Origin of the sequence: Asticcacaulis excentricus CB 48 (assembly GCF_000175215.2) — a bacterium.
In the GTDB taxonomy this organism is placed as follows: Bacteria; Pseudomonadota; Alphaproteobacteria; order Caulobacterales; family Caulobacteraceae; genus Asticcacaulis; species Asticcacaulis excentricus.
Genome location: NC_014817.1, coordinates 570,641 through 592,827 on the forward strand (window position 1 = coordinate 570,641; position 22,187 = coordinate 592,827).

Annotated in this window: 19 protein-coding genes and 1 tRNA gene; 8 read left to right on the top strand and 12 right to left on the bottom strand. The window is 60.6% G+C overall.

Annotated elements, in window-relative coordinates; all coding sequences use genetic code 11:
• Positions 1-9: 9 nt before the first annotated feature.
• A complete protein-coding gene (gene recG / locus ASTEX_RS14335; RefSeq protein ID WP_013480347.1) occupies positions 10-2,076 on the top strand; it encodes an ATP-dependent DNA helicase RecG in 2,067 nt (688 codons plus the stop codon).
• Here recG and ASTEX_RS14340 read toward each other — a convergent pair.
• The 3 genes from ASTEX_RS14340 to ASTEX_RS14350 are packed head-to-tail and all read right to left on the bottom strand — an operon-like array spanning position 2,073 to position 5,024.
• Complete coding sequence (locus tag ASTEX_RS14340) at positions 2,073-3,254, bottom strand: DUF3089 domain-containing protein (protein WP_013480348.1); 1,182 nt, start codon at positions 3,252-3,254, stop codon at positions 2,073-2,075. The two genes, recG and ASTEX_RS14340, sit on opposite strands and share 4 nt — an antisense overlap.
• A 56-nt stretch (positions 3,255-3,310) precedes the next feature.
• The gene (locus tag ASTEX_RS14345; protein WP_013480349.1) at positions 3,311-4,237 is read right to left on the bottom strand and encodes a lysophospholipid acyltransferase family protein; all 927 of its coding nucleotides are present in this window, start codon (positions 4,235-4,237) and stop codon (positions 3,311-3,313) included.
• A gap of 13 nt (positions 4,238-4,250) precedes the next feature.
• Entirely contained in the window at positions 4,251-5,024 is a 774-nt protein-coding gene (locus tag ASTEX_RS14350; protein WP_013480350.1) for a glycosyltransferase family 2 protein, read from the bottom strand.
• A 122-nt stretch (positions 5,025-5,146) separates the two neighbouring features.
• Here ASTEX_RS14350 and ASTEX_RS14355 point away from each other — a divergent pair, with 122 nt between their 5' ends.
• Both ASTEX_RS14355 and sseA read left to right on the top strand, forming a co-directional pair.
• Positions 5,147-6,601 (top strand): cryptochrome/photolyase family protein, encoded by a 1,455-nt coding sequence (locus ASTEX_RS14355; protein WP_013480351.1) that lies wholly within the window; start codon positions 5,147-5,149, stop codon positions 6,599-6,601.
• A 3-nt stretch (positions 6,602-6,604) separates the two neighbouring features.
• A complete protein-coding gene (gene sseA / locus ASTEX_RS14360) occupies positions 6,605-7,456 on the top strand; it encodes a 3-mercaptopyruvate sulfurtransferase (protein WP_013480352.1) in 852 nt (283 codons plus the stop codon).
• Here the strand turns inward: sseA and ASTEX_RS14365 are convergent.
• From ASTEX_RS14365 to tpiA, 7 genes are all read right to left on the bottom strand, one after another.
• Positions 7,435-8,547: an amino acid ABC transporter substrate-binding protein gene (locus ASTEX_RS14365; protein ID WP_013480353.1), complete on the bottom strand. Its 1,113-nt coding sequence runs from the start codon at positions 8,545-8,547 to the stop codon at positions 7,435-7,437. The two genes, sseA and ASTEX_RS14365, sit on opposite strands and share 22 nt — an antisense overlap.
• Positions 8,548-8,647: 100 nt before the next feature.
• Positions 8,648-8,724 (bottom strand) — tRNA-Arg (locus tag ASTEX_RS14370).
• Positions 8,725-8,735: 11 nt separating this feature from the next.
• The gene (locus ASTEX_RS14375; RefSeq protein ID WP_013480354.1) at positions 8,736-9,041 is read right to left on the bottom strand and encodes an ETC complex I subunit; all 306 of its coding nucleotides are present in this window, start codon (positions 9,039-9,041) and stop codon (positions 8,736-8,738) included.
• A gap of 224 nt (positions 9,042-9,265) precedes the next feature.
• Positions 9,266-9,649, bottom strand: coding sequence for a RidA family protein (locus ASTEX_RS14380; protein ID WP_013480355.1), 384 nt, complete (start codon positions 9,647-9,649; stop codon positions 9,266-9,268).
• A 117-nt stretch (positions 9,650-9,766) separates the two neighbouring features.
• Positions 9,767-11,401, bottom strand: a complete 1,635-nt coding sequence (locus tag ASTEX_RS14385) for a CTP synthase (protein ID WP_041659555.1) — start codon at positions 11,399-11,401, stop codon at positions 9,767-9,769.
• Positions 11,402-11,544: 143 nt separating this feature from the next.
• On the bottom strand, positions 11,545-12,087 hold the full coding sequence (gene secG, locus ASTEX_RS14390; RefSeq protein WP_013480357.1) for a preprotein translocase subunit SecG: 543 nt from the start codon (positions 12,085-12,087) through the stop codon (positions 11,545-11,547).
• Between the two features lie 149 nt (positions 12,088-12,236).
• On the bottom strand, positions 12,237-12,989 hold the full coding sequence (tpiA, locus tag ASTEX_RS14395) for a triose-phosphate isomerase (RefSeq protein WP_013480358.1): 753 nt from the start codon (positions 12,987-12,989) through the stop codon (positions 12,237-12,239).
• Positions 12,990-13,186: 197 nt separating this feature from the next.
• Between tpiA and ASTEX_RS14400 the strand changes: the two genes are divergently transcribed.
• Together ASTEX_RS14400 and trpE are read left to right on the top strand one after the other, a co-directional pair.
• Positions 13,187-15,115 carry a peptidylprolyl isomerase gene (locus ASTEX_RS14400; RefSeq protein ID WP_013480359.1) on the top strand — a complete coding sequence of 643 codons (1,929 nt, stop codon included), beginning with the start codon at positions 13,187-13,189 and terminating at the stop codon, positions 15,113-15,115.
• A complete protein-coding gene (gene trpE / locus ASTEX_RS14405) occupies positions 15,112-16,635 on the top strand; it encodes an anthranilate synthase component I (protein WP_013480360.1) in 1,524 nt (507 codons plus the stop codon). The genes ASTEX_RS14400 and trpE overlap by 4 nt, the downstream gene beginning before the upstream one ends.
• 1 nt (position 16,636) lies before the next feature.
• Here the strand turns inward: trpE and ASTEX_RS14410 are convergent, their stop codons facing one another.
• Together ASTEX_RS14410 and ASTEX_RS14415 are read right to left on the bottom strand one after the other, a co-directional pair.
• Entirely contained in the window at positions 16,637-16,912 is a 276-nt protein-coding gene (locus ASTEX_RS14410) for a hypothetical protein (protein ID WP_013480361.1), read from the bottom strand.
• 171 nt (positions 16,913-17,083) lie between these two features.
• Positions 17,084-18,793 (bottom strand): cation:proton antiporter domain-containing protein, encoded by a 1,710-nt coding sequence (locus ASTEX_RS14415; RefSeq protein WP_013480362.1) that lies wholly within the window; start codon positions 18,791-18,793, stop codon positions 17,084-17,086.
• Between the two features lie 325 nt (positions 18,794-19,118).
• On the opposite strand from ASTEX_RS14415, the gene ASTEX_RS14420 reads away from it, so the two are divergent.
• The 3 genes from ASTEX_RS14420 to ASTEX_RS14430 are packed head-to-tail and all read left to right on the top strand — an operon-like array spanning position 19,119 to position 22,067.
• On the top strand, positions 19,119-20,474 hold the full coding sequence (locus ASTEX_RS14420) for an MFS transporter (RefSeq protein WP_041659559.1): 1,356 nt from the start codon (positions 19,119-19,121) through the stop codon (positions 20,472-20,474).
• A 16-nt stretch (positions 20,475-20,490) separates the two neighbouring features.
• On the top strand, positions 20,491-21,243 hold the full coding sequence (mazG, locus tag ASTEX_RS14425; protein WP_041659560.1) for a nucleoside triphosphate pyrophosphohydrolase: 753 nt from the start codon (positions 20,491-20,493) through the stop codon (positions 21,241-21,243).
• Positions 21,240-22,067 (top strand): TolB family protein, encoded by an 828-nt coding sequence (locus ASTEX_RS14430; protein WP_013480365.1) that lies wholly within the window; start codon positions 21,240-21,242, stop codon positions 22,065-22,067. Before mazG ends, ASTEX_RS14430 begins: the two co-directional genes overlap by 4 nt.
• Positions 22,068-22,187: the final 120 nt, after the last annotated feature.

The following is a 22,187-nucleotide window of genomic DNA, read 5'->3' on the forward strand; positions in this document are numbered from 1 at the left end:
AAAGAGCCTATGCGTCCGGAAATTTTGTTCCCCTATTACACGTCTTTGACCGGCCTGAAAGGGGTCGGGCCGAAAATTGCGCCGCATCTGATCCGTCACGTCGGGCCCTATGTGCGTGACCTGCTGTTCACCCTGCCTAGCCAGTTGATTTTTCGGCCCGTAAGCCGCATCGCTGAGGCCCGCGTCGGGCAGGTTCAGACCCTATGCGTTACCATCGGTAGCTATCAGAAAAGCGCCGGCAAGGGGCCGCAGCGCATCACTGTCTTTGACGATAGCGGTCAGATGCAACTGACCTATTTCCACGCGATCCGTGGTTTTGAGCAGCAACACCCGGTCGGGGAAACCCGCTGGATCAGCGGCAAGGTCGAAAGTTTTGGCGCGTCGCTTCAGATGAACCACCCGGACTATGTGGTGCCGCTCGACAAACAGGACACTATCCCCCTGTTTGAAACCGTCTACCCGGCTACGTCAGCCGTTTCGCCGCGCCTGATGCGGCGTTTCGTCGAAGCGGCCCTGCACCGGGTGCCTGACCTGCCGGAATGGCTGGATAATGAGACGCTGGGGCGGCTAAAAATTTCCGGTTTTTCGGATGCGTTACGCGCCGCCCACGCGCCTGTGAGTGAAGCCGATCTGCTGCCCGATGCCACGGCGCGCAAACGGCTGGCCTATGATGAAGCGCTGGCCCATCAACTGGCCATGAAGGCGCGCAAGCAGCACCGTCAGGCCACCCCGGCCCTGATCATCGACCGTCACGTCTGGGCGGATAAGGCGCTGTCCACCCTGCCCTTTGCCCTTACGGGGGCGCAGACGCGCGCCCTGAGCGATATTCGGGGCGATCTGCGTTCCGGCGAACGCATGAACCGCCTGATCCAGGGCGATGTGGGGTCGGGCAAGACCTTGGTGGTGCTTATGGCCATGATCGACGTCGCCGAAGCCGGGCATCAGAGCGTCATGATGGCGCCGACTGAAATTCTGGCGCGCCAGCATTACGAAAAATCCCTGCCCATCCTGAGCGATATGGGCATTTCTGCCGTCCTGATGACCGGACGCGACAAGGGTAAGGAGCGCGAAGCCAAGCGCGCCGCCGTTGCGTCAGGTGAAACGACAATGATCTTCGGCACCCATGCGGTGTTTCAGGAAGGCGTGGCGTTCAAAAGCCTGCAATTTTGCGTCATCGACGAGCAGCATCGCTTCGGCGTGGGGCAGCGGCAACGCCTGTTCCTGAAGGGCGAAAGCGTCCACTACCTGTCCATGTCGGCAACGCCCATTCCGCGCACACTGGCGCTCACCCAATATGGCGAATCCGACCTCAGCGTGCTCGATGAAAAGCCCGCCGGCCGACAACCTATCCATACAGCCGTCATCCCGCGTGCGCGTTTGTCGGAGGTATTCGACCGGCTGAAATCAGCCATAGCCGCCGGTTCGCAGGCCTACTGGATCTGCCCGCTGGTCGAAGAAAGCGCCGAGTCCGACCTGATCGCGGTCGAAGCCCGTCACGAGTCACTTCAGGAGGCGCTGGGGCGTGAGGTCGGGCTAGTGCACGGACGATTGCCCTCGGCCGAAAAGGAAGACGTGGTGGCGCGCTTTGCTTCCGGCGAACTGCCGCTACTATGCGCGACGACCGTGGTCGAAGTCGGCATCGACGTGCCCAATGCCTCGATCATCATTATCGAACAGGCCGAACGCTTCGGTTTGGCACAATTGCATCAGTTGCGCGGCCGCGTCGGGCGGGGTTCGGCCAAAAGCGCCTGCATTCTTCTCTATGACATGCCGCTGGGACAGGCGGCCAAGGCGCGTCTTGAACTGCTGCGCACGACGGAAGACGGGTTTGAGATCGCCGAAATGGACTGGAAACTGCGTGGGGAAGGCGATGTGCTGGGCGCGCGGCAGTCAGGTTTCCCCGCCTATCGCTTTGTTGATCCGGTGGCGCACGCCGACCTGATCGCCACGGCGTCACGGGAGGCGCAGTATATTCTTCAGCACGAGGCGCAGTTCCCGCCGCAGCGTCGGCAGGCTCTGGAAGTCCTGCGCCACCTGTTCGACTGGCGACCCGATGCGGCGGATAAGGTGGATTAATCCCGGCGTGCCCCGCGCCAAGCGAGCCAGCGCGCTTGCGAATCCGCTTGAAGATCGGCATAGAACAGATTGTACGGACGTACTTTTTTACTATCTGCCCACGATCCGTCAACGTCGAAAGACGGGCCCGACGGTCGCGACACATAGAGGATATCACCGCGGCAGCGCGCACTGACCTTGCGCGGCATCAGAGCCGGCGTCGTCCCCCATTCCAGCCCCGTCGCATTGGCCGCACCCAGACTGTGGCGCGCCTCGATCTCCTTGTCCGTCACTCCGCCGGTCAGCGGATTGACGCACAGGGCCTTGCCATCCAGCGGCTCCATAATACTGGTCTGGCTCCACTCCATCGCTCGACGCTGCGCCTGTAAGGCGCGGTCAGGACGGCCATTATCGACGCTCAGATAGGCGACGGCGCAGCCATATTGGGTGCGCTGTTGACAGGCCGGGACCGCTTGTCCCACCTGAAAATCAGCGGCAGGCGTCAGGGCTTCGAGAAAATAGACGGCCACCAGCGCCGACTTTAGCGCCTCATCGGTCAAAATCCGCTCTTTGAGCAGCCTCTGCCCCAGAAACGCCCCCTGCTCAAGCCCCACAATGATAAAGCCGCTGCCATTACGGCGCTGGGCCAGAAAGGCGTCAAAAGCGGCCTCAACATCCCCATAGGCGAATTGCCGCGCCTCACGCGCGTCTTCGCGTTGTGTCAACTGGCTGTAGAGGCTGGCCTGACGATAGCGCGGCGCATACACATAGCCGACCGCATTGAACGGTCCGGCGTAGTTGGGCAGTTGACTGCGTATCACCTCGGCACTGGAAGTGGGATCATCAATCGGCCCCACCCAGTCTTTACCCCCATTGAAGGTAGTGCCGTGGATGAAGAAGACATCGACCTTCTGAGGATTACGGTTGCGACGCACCTCCAACCCGTTAAGCGCCGGATTAAGATACCACCCGCTCACCTTGCGATAATCGGGAGCTGCTGGCGGCGCGTAGGTCTGAAACGGCACCTTGGGGTCGAGATTGTGCCGCATGATGTCATCACCCCACAACGCCCCGACCATGACCACAAACAGCCCCCCCAGAAGGGAGACCCCGGCGATCAGCAGGCGTCGATGGGTAAGGGAGAGCTTGGGCTTATCGGACATGCGGCAGGCGACGTGGTTCCTTAAGAGGGACATCATGATACCGAGCGCCGTCTCAGGCAAGCGCTGCGCGCTTCACATATTATGAGCCCACGTTAAGGGGCTTTGGGCGTGCCCGGTTTATAGGCGTCATTGGGCCAGCGCTTATGCACCCAGAACCACTCTTCCGGCCGCGCACGCACCACCTCTTCGATAAAGGCCGAAACCTTGGCCACGGTGGTGTCGATGTCGGCGGCCTTATGACCCGTGTCATCCACCTCAATCGTTTCATGGACGATCACTCGGAAGCGCGCTTTGTGCAGGCGCTCGACCGTCATCGGCTGCAACACCGTGCCGAAGCGCATAGCCAGCCGCGTCGGGCCGGGCGCTGTATCGACGCTGCGCCCGAAAAAGGGCGTGGCAACCCCGCGATTGAACTTCTGATCGTTCATCAGGGCGACCGATTCGCCCTTGCCCATAGCGATCAGCAATTCCTTGGCCCCGTCGCCGCCCTTCGGCGCGAACAGACGCACGCCATAACGCATCCGTCCGGCCTTGATGCGTTCATCCACATAAGGGTTATTGGCAGCGCGATAGGTCATCTGACACTCGACCCCGGCATCGACGATGGTTGAGGGCATAATCTCCCAGTTGGCAAAGTGCCCGGAGATGAAGACCACAGGGGTTTGGCTCTCGGCTATGGCCTTCAGGCGCTCCATATTGACCACCTCAACGCGCCCATTGGCGATGCGGATGCGGTCCATAATGGCGAATTCGGCAAAGGTGCGCCCCAGATTGTCCCACTGAGCGCGGGCGACGTTCGCCTTCCACGCCTCATCCTTGTCCGGAAAGGCAAGGTCGAGGTTCTGACGAACCAGTTTTTGGGTCGGAGTAACGGGACCGATGGTTTTGAGCAGCCACGCCCCCATGTCCGAAGCTGTATCGACCGGCAGGGCGCGCACGATCCCGACAAACAGGTCGTACATCAGCGCTTCAAAGCGCCAGGCCATATCTTGCCAGAAGGAAGGTTTAACGGAAGACATGTAATCCGATGCCTTAAGATTTTGCTTTAAGCTCTTTTTGAGCCTTGAGAATTTTTAACAGGCGTTTCACGCGAGCTTCGGCGGCCAGATGGCTCGACAGAACCCCGTCCCAGCCGCCGGTGAAGTGGCAACGGAACAGAAAATAGCGCGTGAACACGAACGGATATTCGAACGGCAGACGCGCCCAAATCGCCCAGGCGGGCTTTTTCAACGCCTTGGCCTGAAGATTGGTGTAGGAGTCGAGCTTCTGGCGAATATGCGCATAGGAGCGCGCCGAAAAGTGCGTCGCCGACCCGTGTAGCTGCCCTACGGGCTCGTCCCTGGTGTCCACCGTGTCATGCACCAGCGAGTCCCGGAAACGCACCTTGCGCCGGTCATAGAGGCGCACATAGTTGTGATAGTCGGCCCACAAACGCGGCTTATCCTTACCCGGATAGACATTGCGCAGCTTGAACCGATAGGCCGGCAGGTCAGGGCCCCTGGCCATCAGGGCCTTGATTTCCTGATAAAGATGCGGCGTCACCACCTCATCGGCGTCCAGATTGAGTATCCAGTCGTGGCTGGCGCAGTCTTCGGAGAAGCGTTTTTGCGGCCCGTACCCCACCCAGTCATTGTGGAAGACCTTCGCCCCCATCTGACGCGCCATGTCCGGCGTGCCGTCCGTGGAGCCGGAATCGACCACCACCATCTCATCGACCAGCCCCTCAATCGCCCGCAGGCAATTGGCGAGACGATCGGCTTCATTCTTGGTGATAATACACGCGCTCAGTTTCGGCGGTGAGGACATAAAGGAACTCTGGGTGCTAGATTATTCTGGCTTAGTCGCCTCCCCCGATCCGGTCAATAGTCATCGGATTGATCGAACCCGCCCGACCGCACGTAAACCCGGTTTTAAACAGGCCCCTATTGATGACCCAAACGACGATCCTGTGGTTTCGTTCCGATCTGCGACTGCAAGATCATGAAGGCGTGGAAGCCACGCTCAACAGCGGTAGCCCCGTTGTGCCGGTCTATATTTACGACGAACAACTGGCGCAACGGCCTTTGGGCGCAGCCTCGAAATGGTGGCTGGATCGCTCTCTCCGGTCGCTGGATCAGAGTTTGCGGGCGCGCGGAGCACGACTGATCGTCCTCAAAGGGTCCGCTCTGGCGCAGTTAAAGCGTCTGATCGGGCAGGTTTCGGCGACGCGACTGATCGCCTCACGCACCTTCGAACCGAAAATCGACGCCTTCGATGCCCAACTGAGCAAGGCGTTGGGCATCCCGGTCGAGATTTTCAACACGCACCTTCTGTCCGATCCGACGCAGATTCGCACGGGCGACGGCAATCCGTACAAGGTCTTTACCCCCTTTTACCGCGCTCTGCTGGCGCGCGGCGCGGCCAGAGGCCATGCCCGCAAAGCGTTGGCAACCCCTTGGCCCGCCCCCGCCGAATGGCCGGAGAGTGTGGACATAGACGCGCTGGGGCTCAAACCCGCCCTGACACTATCGGGGCACGACTGGTCTGAAGGTTTCGATGTGTGGACGCCGGGCGAAGACGGCGCGCATCAGCGCTTGTCAGCTTTCCTGCGCTCTGGGCTGAAAGGCTATGCGCCGGACCGCGACCGGCCCGACCTCGACATCACCTCGCGCCTGTCGCCGCATTTGCGCTTTGGCGAAATCAGCCCGCACCGCGTTCTTCATGAAGCCGAAGCGCACGCTGCGGCTCATCCGGCCCTGAGCGACGATCTGGAAAAATTCCGGGCCGAACTGGCCTGGCGCGATTTCAGCTACAACATCCTGCAACTCCAGCCGGAGTTGGACCGCGTCAATTTCAAAAGCGCCTTCGACGCCATGCCTTGGCGCGATGATCCGGCCGGTTTGCGCGCATGGCAGCGCGGCGAAACCGGCTACAGTCTGGTCGATGCTGGTATGCGTCAACTCTGGCGCACGGGGTTCATGCACAACCGCGTGCGCATGGTCTGCGCCTCGTTCCTGTCCAAGCACCTGCTGATCGACTGGCGGCAAGGGGAACAGTGGTTCTGGGACACGCTGGTCGATGCCGACCCGGCCAGCAATACGGCCAGCTGGCAATGGGTAGCCGGGTCCGGGGCCGATGCCGCCCCCTATTTCCGCATCTTCAACCCCTTGACTCAGGCCGAGAAATTCGACCCGAAGGGGGCCTATCGCCGGCGCTTTGTTTCCGGTTTTACGGAAAAGATAGCTGGCGCGGCATCCGCTCATCACCAAAAATTTGAACGCGACCTGTTTGATTTCGCAGGCGTTTCAGCCTCTAACTCAAAGGGCGCGCCGCGCCTGATCGTTGATCACGCTGTGGCGCGTCAGCGGGCGCTCGACGCCTATGCGCAGATGAAAAAGGACTGAGCCATGCCTGGACAGATAGAGGCCGATGCCCTGAAATCCCTGCTCGATGCCGGGTCCGTCAAGATCATCGACGGTAGCTGGGCGCTGGACGGCACGGATATGCGCGCCCTCTATGCCGAAAGCCATATACCAACGGCGCAGTTTTTCGATATCGACGCCATCAGCGACCACAGCAGCGGCCTGCCGCACATGGCCCCGACACCCGACATGTTTGCACAGGCTGTCGGCGACATGGGCATCCGCGAAACCGATCACGTGGTGGTCTATGACCGGCACGGCCTGTTTTCCGCGGCGCGCGTGTGGTGGACCTTCCGCCTGATGGGCCATAAAAAGGTGCAGGTGTTGGCGGGCGGCCTACCGGCGTGGATAGCGGCTGGATATCCGACAGGTAGCGGCGCGGAATGGGTCAAGGGCGTCCCCTACACCCCGAACCTAAATCCTGATTTGGTTATATCTCTCAATGTGTTGCGGGCCCATCTTGGCGCGTCAGATGAGATGGTGCTGGACGCCCGCCCGGCCGCGCGTTTCGATGGCACGGCTCCGGAACCGCGCGCCGGCCTGCGCTCCGGGCACATGCCGGGCAGCCGCAGCCTGCCCGCCAGTGAGTTGATCCGCGACGGGGCGCTGAAACCGGTGGCAGAACTGAAAAACATCTTCTCCGCCCTGCACGTCACGTCGAAAACGCAGGTCATCACCTCGTGCGGATCAGGGGTGACGGCGGCCATCATCGCCTTGGCTCTGCATGAGGTCGGTCATGACAAGGTGCGGCTCTATGACGGGTCGTGGGCCGAATGGGGTCAGGCGACGCTCGACACGCCGGTCGTTACCTCCGCTCAGCGCACCGGTGGCGAATAGAGCAGGCCGCGTTCCGGCGCGTTCCACTGCGCATTCAGCCCGCGCGACAGCTTAAGCGGTGAGTCTGCGCCGATATTGCGGTCGAAGATTTCGCCGTAATTGCCGACCTGCGACAGGATATTATAGGCCCATTCCGGCCCCAGCCCCAGGCCGCCGCCCAGATTACCCTCTGAGCCGAGAAGACGCCGGACCTCCGGGTTCTGGGATTCCAGCTGCTGCGCCTTGACCGTCTCGCTACTGACACCCAACTCCTCGGCGACGATGGTCACATAGAGTGTCCAGCGCACAATGTCCGTCCACTGGTCGTCGCCCTGCCGCACAACCGGCCCCAAAGGTTCCTTTGAGATGATTTCCGGCAGAATGGTGTGGGCCGTCGGGTCGCTCAGCGTCGCGCGCGCCGCCGCCAGAGCCGACACGTCGCTGCTCAGGGCATCGCACTGACCGGCGGCATAGGCGTCGCGCCCCTCGTCCTCGTTCTTCACCACGACAGGGTTGTATTTCAGCCCACGCGCGCGGAAAAAGTCGGCCAGATTAAGCTCGCTGGTCGAACCCGTCTGCACGCAGATGCGCGCGCCATTCAGTTCGGTGGCGCTGTTCAAGCGCAGGGATTTGCGCACCAGAAAGCCCTGCCCGTCATAATAGTTAATGCCGGCGTAATCAACCTGATCCGCCGCGTCGCGCGACAGGGTCCAGGAGGTCGAACGCCACAGCACATCGACCTTGCCGGTTTTCAGCGCCTCGAACCGCTCGGTCGTGGTCAGCGGCACATAGGTCACCTTATCGGCATCGGAAAAGATGGCGGCCGCCAGAGCGCGGCAAAAATCGACGTCGAAACCGCGCCAGCGGCCGGAATTGTCCTTATACGAAAAGCCGATCAGACCGGGATGCACGCCGCAACTGACCCGCCCGCGCGCCAGAACGGCCTTTAGCGTGGCGCTATCGCTTTGGGTGGGGGTGAGCGTGGCTTCCGGGGCCTGAGCGGGCTTGTCATCTGATGCCTTTGGTCCCTGATTACACGCCGTCAGACCGCACACAAGACCGGCCAGAGCGAGCGGCGCGGCAAGGCGGGACAGGGGGCGGAACACGGACATGGGCAACAGGGCCTTTACGGTGGCAGCGCACCCTATTCAACACCAGCCCGCCGCCCCGGTCAAAGCGAAAGGGACGGTCAGTGCTCACAAATTGGAGAAATGGCGACCCCGGCAGGATTCGAACCTGCGACCGTCCGCTTAGAAGGCGGATGCTCTATCCAGCTGAGCTACGGAGTCTCAAAGCGCTCTTAGTGCGTCCAGCTCTGGCGGCGGTTGGACGCGAAATTGTCGGCATAGGCCTTGATGATCTTCGGCGGGGTTTCCGGCTCGATCAGGCGGAAGGGGATGCCGTGGGTTTCGGCATAGGCCATGGCCTGCTCCTTGGTGTCGAAGGAGAGGCGCACCTGGGTACGGGTGTCCGCCGCCGAAATCCAGCCCATCAGCGGGTCAGGCGTGCGCGCCGAAGCCGGTTCAAACTCCAGTACCCAGTCCTGAGTCTTGGCCTTGCCCGACTGCATGGCGGTCTTGGACGGCTTGAAGATGCGCGCGAACATGACAATCTCCTGCGGACGCGAAATCAGTCCGGATTCGATATCCGGATGGTCAAGGTCTGTTACTACAAACCCGCTTTTTGGCAAAGGGCTTTTGCCGGGTTATTCCAAGCCTTGATGAGCCTTACGCATCAAGGCTTGGCAAGGGCGACCGCCCGCCGCCGCTTATGCGGCGAGCCATGCGGCGTTTGAGCTGCCAAAAAGGCGAATACCCGCCTGGGCGGGTATTAAGCTGCGATCTCAGCCGAGGCTTCGATCTCAACCAGCCATTCCGGGTTGATCAGGGCCGAGGTGCCGAGGAAGCTCGATGCCGGACGAATTTCACCGAACACTTCGCCGTGCGCGCGGGCGGCTTCTTGCCACAGCGACATATCGGTCAGGAAGATGCGCGTGCGGATGATGTCGGTCACCGAACCGCCCGCCTCTTCCACCGCTTTGACGATAGTTTCGAGGATGGTCTTGGTTTGCAGGTAGCAATCGCCGGCCCCGACCAGCTTGCCTTCGCGCATGGCCGTGGTGCCCGCGACTTCGATACGGTTGCCGATACGCACGGCGCGTGAAAAACCTATGGTCGGTTCAAACGGCGAACCGGAAGAAATAAGCTGACGCATGAGGGTATCCTGAAAATTAGAGCGCTTTCCGAAAAGTGTGATGCACTTTTCGGAAAAAAAGCGCGTTAAACCATAAATTTAGAGCGCTATTTCGATTCAAAATGAACGAAATACGCTCTAAACCAGACGGCTGCGGTCGAGCGCCGCGGTGATGAAGCTCTTGAACAGCGGGTGCGGCTGCATGGGGCGGGACTTGTATTCCGGGTGGTACTGCACGCCGATAAACCACGGATGGTCGTCGCGTTCGACGATCTCCGGCAGCAGGCCGTCCGGCGACATGCCGCTGAACTTCAGGCCACAGGCCTCAAGCTGCGGGATGTAGTCGCGGTTGACTTCGTAACGGTGGCGGTGGCGTTCGGAAATCTGCGTGGTGCCATAGATATCGGCGACCTTAGACCCTTCGCGCAGCGTAGCCGCAAAGGCCCCCAGACGCATGGTGCCCCCCAGATTGCCGCCCGCGGCGCGCTGATTCAGCTCATTACCATTGAGCCATTCGGTCATCAGGCCCACAACGTGTTCGCCGCTGTCGCCAAACTCCGATGAGGTGGCTTTGGCGATGCCGGCCTGATGGCGCGCGGCCTCAACCACGGCCATCTGCATCCCGAAACAGATGCCGAGATAGGGAATCTGGTTTTCGCGGGCGAACTTGGCGGCCATGATCTTGCCCTCGGCCCCGCGCTCACCAAAGCCGCCGGGCACCAGAATGGCGTGCACGTTTTCCAGCTTCTGACGCACGGTTTCGGGATCGTCCTCGAAGGTTTCGGACTCGACCCACTCGATATTGACCTTGACGCGATTGGCCATGCCGCCGTGATAAACGGCTTCGATCAGCGACTTATAGGCATCTTTTAACACCGTATACTTGCCGACAATGGCAATCGACACCTCGCCGTCCGGCTTGGCGTAGCGGTGGGTGATGTCTTCCCACATCGACAGATCGGGCTGCGGCGCGTCTTCGATGCCGAACACGCTCAGCACCTCGTTGTCGAAACCTTCGCGGTGATAGTCGATCGGCACGGCATAGATATTGGCCGAATCGAGCGCCTGGATGACCGCCGTTTCGCGCACATTACAGAACAGACCGATCTTGCGGCGCTCCTCGCGCGGGATTTCGTACTCGCTGCGGCACAGCAGAATGTCCGGCTGAATACCGATCGAGCGCAGTTCCTTGACCGAGTGCTGGGTCGGCTTGGTCTTCATCTCGCCGGCCGTCTTGACGAAGGGCAGCAGGGTCAGGTGGATGAAGCAGCACTGACGGCGCGGCAGCTCCTGCCCCAGCTGGCGGATGGCTTCAAAGAAGGGAAGGCCTTCGATATCGCCGACCGTGCCGCCGATTTCGACCAGAATGAAGTCGGCATCGCCCTGATCCGACAGGACAAAGCTCTTGATCTGATCGGTGACGTGCGGAATGACCTGCACGGTGGCGCCCAGATAGTCGCCGCGCCGCTCTTTTTCGATGATATTGGAATATATGCGCCCGGTGGTAATATTGTCGGTCTTGCGCGCATTGACTGCCGTGAAACGCTCATAGTGGCCGAGGTCGAGATCGGTTTCCGCGCCATCATCGGTGACGAAGACTTCCCCGTGCTGATAGGGGCTCATCGTGCCGGGATCGACGTTCAGATAGGGGTCGAGCTTGCGCAGGCGAACCTTATAACCGCGCGCCTGAAGCAGGGCCCCGAGCGCCGCCGAAGCCAGCCCCTTGCCGAGCGAGGACACCACGCCCCCCGTAATAAATACAAAGCGCGCCATATCCGTGTTCACCGTGGGCATGTCGGAAAACCTTTATCCGGGAACCGCTGCGGGCGATTCCACTTACCTTCATATATAGTCAAAAAGATCGGCTCACAAAGCGATCTGTGAGCCGGTCCTGAGTTCAGAATTTAAAGCGGTCTTCAGTTTGAGGCCGAAGACGACGCCGCAGATGACGATGAGGTCGCGGCAGGCTTGGCCGGTTGGGCCGCCGGTTTCGCCGCCGGGCGGGCTGCGCTTGACGACGCAGCCGAAGAGGCCGGAGCCCCCAGCGTGCTGAGCGACGGCGCAGCGCTGGTCGGCGACGGAAGATCGGTCAGGGAGGGCGCAGCCGAAGACGAAGCGGCACCGGTCGATTGCTGGGCATTCTGTGCCGCCGCTGCGGCAGCCGCCGAAGCCTGAGCTTCGTTCAGCTTAACATTGTCAGCACCGACCTGATCGACCACAGAAGTACCGCGGCGGTCGAGGTTCGACACCACGGTCAGGGCGATACAGTTGGCAAAAAACAGGAACGCCAGAATCGACGTGGCCTTGGTCAGGAAGTTGCCGGCACCGCGCGCCGACATAAAGCCCGACGGACCGCCGCCCATACCCAGCGCCCCGCCTTCGGACCGCTGAACGAGAATCAGTCCCACCAGAGCAATACCGATGAGGATTTGGATCGAGAGCAGGATAACGAACAGCATGAAGTTCCGGGGTCTTTTGGGCGAATGTCTGGGCTCAGGGCAGGTTTACGCCCCTGTGGGTCGCGCGCCTTGTCCAAAGCGTAAGCGCACGCCCTTAGCATTAAGACTGGGCATTGGCCATAGCTGTTTCAAGGATTTGCGGTGGAATTTCAGTCCGCGGCGGCGATGATGCGGTTGAAATCCTCAGCCTTAAGCGATGCACCGCCGACCAGCAGGCCATCCACGCCGTCAAGCGACAACAGGTGGCGGGCATTGTCCGGCTTGACCGAGCCGCCATAAAGCGTGTGCGGCACGACCTGATTGTGGAAACGCTGCGCCAGATGCTTCTGAATCAGCAGCATGGCGTCGATGACCTGATCATCGGTAGGCACGTGGCCGGTGCCGATGGCCCAGACAGGCTCATAGGCGACATGGAAGGTTTGCCCTTCCAGCGCCAGAGGCAGGCTGTCACGCAACTGCTTGCTGAGCACAGCGTGGGTCAGGCCCTCCTGACGCTGATCGAGCGTTTCCCCGATGCAGATAATCGGCTCCAGCCCGGCCCGTAGTGCCGCCAGCGTCTTGGCGGCCACGCTTTCACAGGCCTCCTTGTGGCCATGACGGCGTTCGGAATGGCCCAATATGACCATTTCGGCCCCGGCGTCTTTCAGCATTTCGGCCGACAGATCGCCAGTAAACGCACCTTGGGCGTCTTTGTGACAGTCCTGACCACCCAGACGCACTGGGCTGGGTTCAGGACGGGCGTTCAGGGCTTCACTCAGGGCAAAGAGAAGTGTGGACGGCGGGAAGATGGCGACCGAAGCACGGCTTTGGCGTGCGGCGGTATCCATGGCCAGGGCTTCCGGAATGGCGTCCCTGAGGCCATGCATCTTCCAGTTGCCCGCGATAAGCGGATGTTTTGGCATTATAAAATCAGTGGCATGTTATATTTTGTTGATAATGTTATCTGTAACGAAACCGACCCGTTACGCCAAGAAAAAACCGGCAAACAATTGGATTCCGTTTGTAACAGCCTTGATCCCGTCACGGTTGGTCAATTATATGTCTGCGCGCCGTCCGCCCCGGAGCGGCGGCACTTCATCTTTCAAAGGTCGCCCCTTTCATGATCTCCAGCTTCCGTCAGTTTACCAAGTCGCTCACTTTCAAGATTTTGATGGCGGCGTTGATCCTGAGTTTCGCCGTCTTCGGGATGCACGACCTGTTCTCGCGGCCCTCCTCGCGCAACGTGGTCGATGCCGGTGATCGCCAGACGACGACGGACGATTATCGTCGTCAGTTTGACCAATGGAAGACGGGAGCCGAGCAACAGAGCGGCCAGACCCTGACCTATGAAGACGCCGTGAAGCAGGGCCTGCACGTGCGCATCATGGAAGAACTGGCCGATATGGATTCGGTGTCGGCATGGCTGGTTAAGGTCGGTCTGCGCCCGTCGGCCAAGGTGGTGACCGATCAGATCGCCAAATACCCGATCTTCTTCGATTCGATCACCGGCAAGTTCGACAAGGCCAAGTACCAGCAGGAACTGGCCACGCAGATGAAGATGAGCGAGACCAAGTTCGAGCAGATCATCAGCGACGACATCGCTAACCGTCAGTTTATCGAAGCCTCGGTGGCTGGTCTTAAGCCGCCGCGCATCTATGCGGCTTTGCAAAGCGCGTTCGCCAGCGAAACGCGCGACACTACGCTTCTGGTTGTCACGCCGGATAATATCGAAAAGCCGGGTCAGCCTACCGATGTCGAACTGAAGAAATTCTATGACGACAACAAGGAGCGCCTGCGCCGCCCGGAACTGCGTCAGTTTACGGTTGTCTCCTTCGCCCCCGGCGATTTCGCCTCGAAAGTGACGGTCGATGAGGCCGAACTGAAGAAACTCTATGAATTCCGCCGCGACACCCTGTCCAATCCGGAAACCCGCACCTTCGTGCAGGTGACCGTGCCGGATCAGAAGGCGGCCGAAGCCGTGGCTCAGGCCCTGCGTTCGGGCACCGACCCCAAGACCGCGGCCAAGGCCAACAAAGGCACCGTGATCGCCTATGACGCCAAACCGAAGACCGCCGTGGCCGATGCCAAGGTGGCCGACGCCGCCTTTGCACTGAAACAAGGTGAGGTATCCGGACCGATTCAGGGCAGCCTTGGTCTGGCGGTTGTAAAGGTGTCGGGCATCACCGCCGCTTCGGTGACCGGCTTCGATACAGTACGTGGTCAGCTTGAGGCTGAATACAAGGCCGACAAGGCCAAGGATCTGGCCTACAAGGCGTCCGAAGTGTTTGAAAAGGAACGTTCGGCCGGTGCCGACTTCCTCGCCGCCGCTCAAAAGGCCGGTGTGCGTGTCATCAATCTGCCGCCGATGACCGCCGAAGGTCAGATGGGCAACGGCCAGCCGTTCCAGTACGCTCCGATCCTGAAGGCCGCCTTCGATCAGCCCAAGGGCGGCGAAACCGACGTCACCGAACTGGGCAATGGCGAGTATTTCGCCCTGCGCGTCAACGAAGTCCTGCCGTCGGAAGTCCCGGCGCTCGATACCATCAAGCCGCAGATGATTCAGGCCTGGCAACAAAAGACGGCCGGGGATCGCGTGGCCGCCAAGAGCGAAGAAGCCGCTGCGCGCCTGCGCAAAGGTGAATCGCTTGAAGCGGTCGCCTCTTCGATGGGTCTTAAGGTCGAAACGCGCGCCGGTCTGGCGCGTCAGACGGCCCCGCAGCAGGTCGGCCCGGAGCTGACCGGCCGCATCTTTTCGGCCAAGAATAATGAAGTCTTCACCGCCCGCCTGAACGAAATGGTCAGCGTCGTGGGTAAGGTCACTGCCATCAACAAGGGCGAAGCCGCCGCCGTTAATCAGGCTTCGGCCATGACCGGTCAGGCCGTCGCCTATGGCCTGTTCCAGGACCTCAGCTTCACCATGCGCAAGGGCGCGCGCGCCGCGGTCAAGACTAAGACCAACCCCGATGCCGCAATCGCGGCTCTGGGCCTCAACCCGGCCAGCATCAAGGCGGACGACAAGACGGCAGAAGCCGGCAAGGCTGCCAAATGATCAGCGCGGCCTTCGCTTCCGATGCCACCGGCGTTAGCGGCTTTGCGGCCAAATATGACGCCGGACAACCGGTTATCGTCACTCGCCGCCTGACCGACGATCTGGAAACGCCCGTCTCGGCCTATCTCAAACTGGCCAAAAGCCGCGCCTTCTCGTTTCTGTTCGAATCGGTCGAAGGCGGCGCTCTGGCCGGGCGCTACTCGATCCTCACCCTGCGGCCTGACCTCGTCTGGCGCTGTTTCGGTGAGCGCGCGGAAATCGCGCGCGGCGAAGCGGCGATTGCCAAAGGGCTGTATGAGGCCGAAAGCGCGCCAACGCTTGAGTCCCTGCGCGCGCTCGTCACCGCGCACCGTTTGGAAATTCCAGCAGACCTGCCGCCGATGATTTCGGGGCTGTTCGGCGTGTTCGGCTATGACCTTATCCGGCGTTACGAGCCGCTGGGGCCCGCCAATCCCGATCCATTGTCCCTGCCGGACGCCGTTGTATGCCGCCCGTCGGTCATCTGCGTCTTCGACAATGTGAAGCACGAAATCCTGCTGGCCACGACCGTATGGCCGGGCGCGGGTGTGAACGCACAGACGGCCTATAGTTCGGCCCTGTCGCGCCTCGATCAGGTCGAAGAAGACCTGCGTCTGCCCCTGCCGCCCAAGCCCGTGGCCATGGAGCGCGAACAACCCGCCCTCACCTCACCCACTTCGGCGGCGGACTACAGCGCCATGGTCGAAAAGGCCAAGGAATACATAGCGGCGGGCGATATTTTTCAGGTGGTGCCGTCGCATCGTTTCGAAGCACCGTTCGACCTTGACCCGTTCGCCTTCTATCGGTCACTGCGCCGTCAGAACCCGTCGCCCTACCTCTTCTATCTCGACTTCGGTAATTTCCAGTTGGCCGGATCGTCGCCGGAAATTCTCGTGCGGGTGCGTGACGGTAAGCTGACCATCCGCCCGATCGCCGGTACGCGTCCGCGCGGCAAGACGCCGGAAGAGGACAAGGCGCTGGAGGCGGAACTGCTGGCCGATCCGAAGGAATTGTCCGAACACCTGATGCTGCTCGATCTGGGCCGCAACGATGTGGGTCGCGTGGCCAAACCAGCCAGCGTGCGCGTGACGCAGAAATTCTATATTGAGCGCTATAGCCACGTCATGCACATCGTCTCGAACGTCGAAGGCGACGCTCCGGAGAATCTCGATCCGGTCGATGCCCTTCTGGCCGCTCTACCGGCCGGGACGTTGTCGGGCGCGCCAAAAGTGCGGGCCATGGAGATTATCGACGAACTGGAGTCGGTCAAACGCGGCGTCGGCTATGCCGGGGGCGTTGGCTATATCTCCGGCTCAGGTTCGCTGGACGTGTGTATCGTGCTGCGTACGGCCCTGTTCAAGGACGAAAAAATCTATGTGCAGGCCGGAGCCGGCGTGGTTGCCGACAGTGTGCCGCTCACCGAATATCAGGAAACCGTGCACAAGGCGTCGGCCTTGATCAAGGCCGCCTCGGAAGCCTGGCGTTACAAGCAGGGCAACTGAGTCACTTAAGGTCTGAGGGGCTGGCCGACAACTGAAAGCCGCCCTCAGTGCCCGAATCGACCGCCTTGCTGACGACAGGCGTTGGCTCCGCCTTGTTATGCGACATGACCGGGCCGACCAGCATAGACGCCGCCAGCCATAGTCCCGAAACGGCAAACGCCGCCGAGGCCATCAGCGCCTTGAAGATCGACGGTGTCCGCTCTACGCGCTTATCGAGCAGCAGACGCGCCTGTTCCAGCGGCGGCAAATTATCATTAATGGCGGGCGCATGAGGCATGATCAGAGCCTTCTGAGCTGATTCTGGTCAGGTTTGAATTCTGCGCCCGCTATGGTTAACGAGGTGTAATCATCCCGCTTTAGAGCGCTACCCGATAAAGTGGGAACCACTTTTCGGAAAAATTGCGCGACAAAACAGAAATTTAGAGCGGGATGGTGCTTCTATCTAAAATCATCCCGCTCCAGGACTGAAACGATCCAGCACATGGCGCGTGATATTGCGCGCCAGTTCCTCTTCACCAAAGAAGACCGTCCCCATCTGCGCCTGTTGCAGGAAGTGCATCTCTTCTTCGCTATGGGTGCGCAGCACAACCTCTATGGCCGGATTGACGCGTCGCGCGGCTTCGACCATCAGGTGGATATCGACCAGATCAGGCGTCGCCACCAGCAACATGGCGGCGTGATGGATGTGAGCCTGCACCAGCACCTCCGGTTCGACGGCATCGCCGTAAACGGCGGCCTTACCATTTTCGCGCAGGTCCTCCACGCGCTCGCGGTTCTGCTCAACCACCACATAGGCGATGCCCTGCCCGTCCAGAGTGGCCGCGATACGCTTGCCGACGCGGCCATAGCCAACCAGCACCACCTGTCCTTTCAGATAGCGCGCCTCTGTCGTCTGCGGCAGTTCGGACAGCACGTCCTCGCGCCGCTCATGCCGCCGCGCCAACTCAGAATGGGCCAGAACCCAGCGCGTCAGAGGGGCAATGGCCGCAAACAGGAAGGGATTGAGCGCAATGGACACCAGCGCCCCGGCCAGAAGCAGGCTCATCCCCGATTGCGGCAATATGCCAAGAGACAGCCCCAACCCACCGAGAATAAAGGAAAATTCGCCGATCTGGGCCAGACTAGCCGCCACGGTAAAGGCGGTGTTGAGCGGATAGCGGAAAACCAGCACCAAAGCCGCCGCCGCCAGCCCCTTACCGACAATTATGATACCGACGACGGCCAGAACCTCCATCGGGTGTTCGATCAGCACCATCGGGTCGAACAACATGCCGACCGACACAAAGAACAGCACCGAGAAGGCGTCGCGCAACGGCAGGGATTCTTCGGCGGCGCGGTGGCTGAATTTCGACTCGCGCATCACCATGCCGGCGAAGAAGGCCCCCAACGCGAATGACACGCTGAACAGTTCTGACGCCCCCCAGGCAATGGTGATGGCCGCCGCGATGACCGACAGGGTGAACAGTTCGCGCGAGCCGGTCTTTGAAATCTGCCACAATATCCACGGAAACACCTTGCGCCCGGCCAGCATCATCAGCGCAATAAAGGCCCCGACGCTGAGCAGGGTCTGACCGATGGTGACCCACAGATTGCCGGTCGGCGCACTCCCCGTAGAACCATTACTTTCCAGAAGATGCGCCAGTGGCGGCAGCACGACCAGCACCAGCACCGTCACCAGATCCTCAACCACCAGCCAGCCGACGGCGATGCGGCCGTTCATGCTGTCGATGGCGTTGCGCGCTTCGAGTGCCTTCAGCAGCACGACCGTAGAAGCACAGGAGAGAGACAACCCAAAGACAAGCGCCGCCCCGATGCCCCAATCCCAGCCCCAGTGCGCCAGCGCAAAGCCCAGACAGGTGGCCAGCGACATCTGCACAATCGCTCCCGGCAGGGCGATCTTGCGCACCGACATCAGATCGCCCAGCGAAAAATGCAGCCCAACCCCAAACATCAGCAGCATGACGCCGATTTCCGAAAGCTGCGCGGCAATATGTGTATCCGCCACAAAACCCGGCGTGGACGGTCCGATCAGGATTCCGGCCAGCAGGTAGCCGACCAGCGCGGGCAGTTTGATTTTCTCGGCCAGAAAGCCAAACAGCAACGCCAGACCGAATCCGGACGCAAGGGTGGTAATAAGAGAAATATTATGGTGGTCCATCGGTCGCCTTTAGAGTTTGAGAACAGAAAAGGCCCGCAATCCGGCGGCACAAGCGCGCCGTCGCCGAGGAGACATGCTGAATTACGGATTAGGTTAAACGTCAAGGTTTAAGCGAATAATGTCAAGCCTTCATATATAGAAAATCTATACTGAGGTGGATACAGGTGCTATTGCGCAAGAACACGTCACATGCAAACCTTTGACTATAGCGCGGTTATGGGCTTGCAAATACAAAATGAACATTGTTCAAATTGAAAGCGCGTGGTATGTTGCCGCAAACGGCAATCTGGCCGAACTCACAAAAGACGGGCTCACAGGGGGTGCCATGTCAACCAAACACGTTACCTGGCCACGCCTGCTCGCCTTTTGCGGGCCGTGCATCCCGTTCGCGGCGCTGGGCCTCCCTCTCTCGGTAACCCTGTCGGAATATTACGTCACCTATATAGGCATCAGCCTATGGATGGTCGGCGTGGTGTTTATGGCCGTCAAGCTGATCGACATTGCCGTTGATCCCGTCATCGGCTGGGCGATGGATCGCACCCGCACCCGCTTCGGGCGGTTCAAGCTGTGGATGGCTCTGTGCCTGCCGGTGCTGTTCGTTTCCACCGGCTTCATGTTTCTGGCCCCGCAGGGCGCTTCGGCGCTGTATCTCGGTATCTGGCTGCTGGTCATCTACGTCGGCTTCTCAATGGCGGCACTCAGCCAGTCGAGTTGGGGCAGCGTCCTGACCGACGACTATGACGAGCGCACCAAGGTTTTTGCCTTCTGGCAGATCGGCAATATTGTCGGCCTCCTGTGTGTGGCCCTGATCCCCGTGGTGGCGCAGGCCATCGGCCAGACCTATCAGACCGGCGTGCAGTGGATGGGTATTTTCATCATGATCACCCTGCCCCTGACCATCGGTATCGCTTTGTGGATCGTACCGGAAAAGATGTCCGACGCGCCCACGCATGAGGTGCGGCTGGCGGCCTATTTCGACATGATCCGCCGCCCGAACGTTATCCGGGTGTTGCTGGCTGACCTGCTTATGGGGCTGGCGCCGGGCATTATGGGGGCGTTGTTCTTCTTCTACTTCATGCAGACCAAGGGGCTGACGCGCTTTGAATGCACCATCGCCATGCTGCTGTATTTCGTGGCCGGCCTTGTGGGCGCGCCTCTGTGGAACTGGGCTTCAAAGCGCTTTTCCAAGCATCGCACCCTGATCGCCTCGGCCATTATCTTCGCCGTCGTCTACAGCGGGCTGGCCTTCGTGCCAGCGAATAACTTCCCGGTCATGGCCGTGGCGGTGTTTCTGGCCGGCATCCCCTACGCCGCCTATCTGCTGCTGACGCGCTCGCTGATGGCGGACATTGGTGACGAGGTATTGCTGGAAACCGGCCACGATCAGAAGGGCACGCTGATGTCGATTCTGTCGGCCACGACCAAGCTCGGCTACGCTTTTTCGGTGCTCACCCTGTCGGCTCTGGCCCTGCTGGGCTTCGATAACAAGGCGGCGCACAACACGCCCGAAGCCCTGTTCTGGGTCGAAGCCTTTTTTATCGGCCTGCCGGTCATTTTTCTTTTGCTTGGCGCGTGGGCAATGACATCCTATGACCTGACGCCACAACGCTATGCCGCCATTCAGGCGGCGTTGAAAGCAAAAGGTTTATCCCGTGACCCAGGCTCCCCCCGCCCCCATTGATGCGCTGATCGAGGTGATGAATCGCCTGCGGGCCAGGGACGGCGGCTGTCCGTGGGATCTGGCCCAGACCTTTGACACGATTGCCCCCTACACGATCGAAGAGTCTTATGAGGTGGCCGACGCCATAGCGCGCAAGGACATGCGCGACCTGAAGGAAGAACTGGGCGACCTGCTGTTTCAGGTGGTCTTCCATAGCCATCTGGCCAAGGAACAAGGGCTGTTCGATTTCGACGACGTGGCTCTGGCCATGACGGACAAGCTGATCCGCCGCCACCCGCACGTCTTTGGGGAGGCCGGGGACCGCACCGCCGATGAACAGAACGCCGCCTGGGAGGTGCAGAAGGCCGCCGAGCGCAAGGCCAAGGCCAAGCACGGCATTCTCGACGACGTGCCCGTGGGCCTGCCCGCCCTCACCCGCGCCGCCAAGCTGACCAAACGCGCGGCCCGCGTCGGCTTCGACTGGCCGTCACTTGATGATGTGCTGGACAAGCTGGAGGAAGAGGTCGCCGAGCTGAAGGTCGAACTGGCGGCGAGCGATTACGAAAAGGCCAAGGCCGAGCTAGGCGACATCCTGTTCGTCATCGCCAATCTGGCGCGCAAGATAGACACGGAGCCCGAAGACGCCCTGCGCGGCACCAATGCCAAGTTTGTGCGCCGATTTGAGATGATCGAGGCCGAGCTGGCGAAACTGGGCAAGACACCGGAACAGTCCAACCTCGCCGAAATGGACGCCTTGTGGAACAAGGCCAAGCAGGCCGAGCGCACATGATGTTGCGTAGCTCCGTCGAAATCTACGATCTGCAAAGCCGTCAGAGCCGTGTCGTCTTTCAGGGACCAGAGCTATGGGAGTCACCGCATTTCACACCGGACGGTGCGGCCCTGATCCTCAATAGCGAAGGGCGTATTTACCACCTGCCCCTTGATAGCAAACCACAAGCGATCGACACGGGCTTTGCCGTCCGCTGCAATAATGACCACGGCCTGACGCCGGACGGTCAGACCCTGCTGATTACCGATAAAGCCGAATACGACCGCGCGTGCATCTATGCCGTCCCTTTGTGTGGCGGCACCCCGCAGCGCGTGTCGGTGCATATGTCTTCCTATTACCACGGTATTTCTGCCGATGGGGCGTGGATCACCTATACCGGCATCCATCAGAAAGACGTCTTTGGTATCTATATCAGCCGAATCGACGGGTCTGACGAACGCGCTCTGATCGTCGGCGACGCCCTTCACGACGGGCCGGACTTTTCCACCGATGGGGAGTGGATATGGTTCAATTCCAACCGCTCCGGTCAGATGCAACTGTGGCGTATTCGCCGGGACGGCCGCGAGCTTCAGCGCATGAGCGACAGCCCCTATGCCGACTGGTTCCCACACCCATCGCCCGACGACCGTCATGTCCTTTGGCTGTCCTATGATTCGTCGGTTGGCCGCGACCACCCGCGTGACCAAACGGTACGCCTGCGCCTGATGCCTGCCGAAGGTGGCGAAGCCGAGACGCTATTTGAACTGTTCGGCGGTCAGGGGACGATGAATGTCCCCAACTGGGCTCCGGACGGACAAAGCTTCGCGTTTGTGCGGTATTTTTAGTCTCTGCCCCAGAAAGCCATAGATGCAGCGCTCGCATCCGTATTTTGGGAACCCCAGATTACACAGATTTCACAGATTGGCGCTTCGCGCCCAGGGTGTTGGGGACACGCTCTGCGTTTC

Coding starts and splice junctions, on each gene's coding strand:
- recG (WP_013480347.1), top strand. CDS start 10: ATGCGTCCGGAAATTTTGTTCCCCTATTACACGTCTTTGACCGGCCTG.
- ASTEX_RS14340 (WP_013480348.1), bottom strand. CDS start 3,254: ATGATGTCCCTCTTAAGGAACCACGTCGCCTGCCGCATGTCCGATAAG.
- ASTEX_RS14345 (WP_013480349.1), bottom strand. CDS start 4,237: ATGTCTTCCGTTAAACCTTCCTTCTGGCAAGATATGGCCTGGCGCTTT.
- ASTEX_RS14350 (WP_013480350.1), bottom strand. CDS start 5,024: ATGTCCTCACCGCCGAAACTGAGCGCGTGTATTATCACCAAGAATGAA.
- ASTEX_RS14355 (WP_013480351.1), top strand. CDS start 5,147: ATGACCCAAACGACGATCCTGTGGTTTCGTTCCGATCTGCGACTGCAA.
- sseA (WP_013480352.1), top strand. CDS start 6,605: ATGCCTGGACAGATAGAGGCCGATGCCCTGAAATCCCTGCTCGATGCC.
- ASTEX_RS14365 (WP_013480353.1), bottom strand. CDS start 8,547: ATGTCCGTGTTCCGCCCCCTGTCCCGCCTTGCCGCGCCGCTCGCTCTG.
- ASTEX_RS14375 (WP_013480354.1), bottom strand. CDS start 9,041: ATGTTCGCGCGCATCTTCAAGCCGTCCAAGACCGCCATGCAGTCGGGC.
- ASTEX_RS14380 (WP_013480355.1), bottom strand. CDS start 9,649: ATGCGTCAGCTTATTTCTTCCGGTTCGCCGTTTGAACCGACCATAGGT.
- ASTEX_RS14385 (WP_041659555.1), bottom strand. CDS start 11,401: ATGGCGCGCTTTGTATTTATTACGGGGGGCGTGGTGTCCTCGCTCGGC.
- secG (WP_013480357.1), bottom strand. CDS start 12,087: ATGCTGTTCGTTATCCTGCTCTCGATCCAAATCCTCATCGGTATTGCT.
- tpiA (WP_013480358.1), bottom strand. CDS start 12,989: ATGCCAAAACATCCGCTTATCGCGGGCAACTGGAAGATGCATGGCCTC.
- ASTEX_RS14400 (WP_013480359.1), top strand. CDS start 13,187: ATGATCTCCAGCTTCCGTCAGTTTACCAAGTCGCTCACTTTCAAGATT.
- trpE (WP_013480360.1), top strand. CDS start 15,112: ATGATCAGCGCGGCCTTCGCTTCCGATGCCACCGGCGTTAGCGGCTTT.
- ASTEX_RS14410 (WP_013480361.1), bottom strand. CDS start 16,912: ATGCCTCATGCGCCCGCCATTAATGATAATTTGCCGCCGCTGGAACAG.
- ASTEX_RS14415 (WP_013480362.1), bottom strand. CDS start 18,793: ATGGACCACCATAATATTTCTCTTATTACCACCCTTGCGTCCGGATTC.
- ASTEX_RS14420 (WP_041659559.1), top strand. CDS start 19,119: ATGTCAACCAAACACGTTACCTGGCCACGCCTGCTCGCCTTTTGCGGG.
- mazG (WP_041659560.1), top strand. CDS start 20,491: ATGAATCGCCTGCGGGCCAGGGACGGCGGCTGTCCGTGGGATCTGGCC.
- ASTEX_RS14430 (WP_013480365.1), top strand. CDS start 21,240: ATGATGTTGCGTAGCTCCGTCGAAATCTACGATCTGCAAAGCCGTCAG.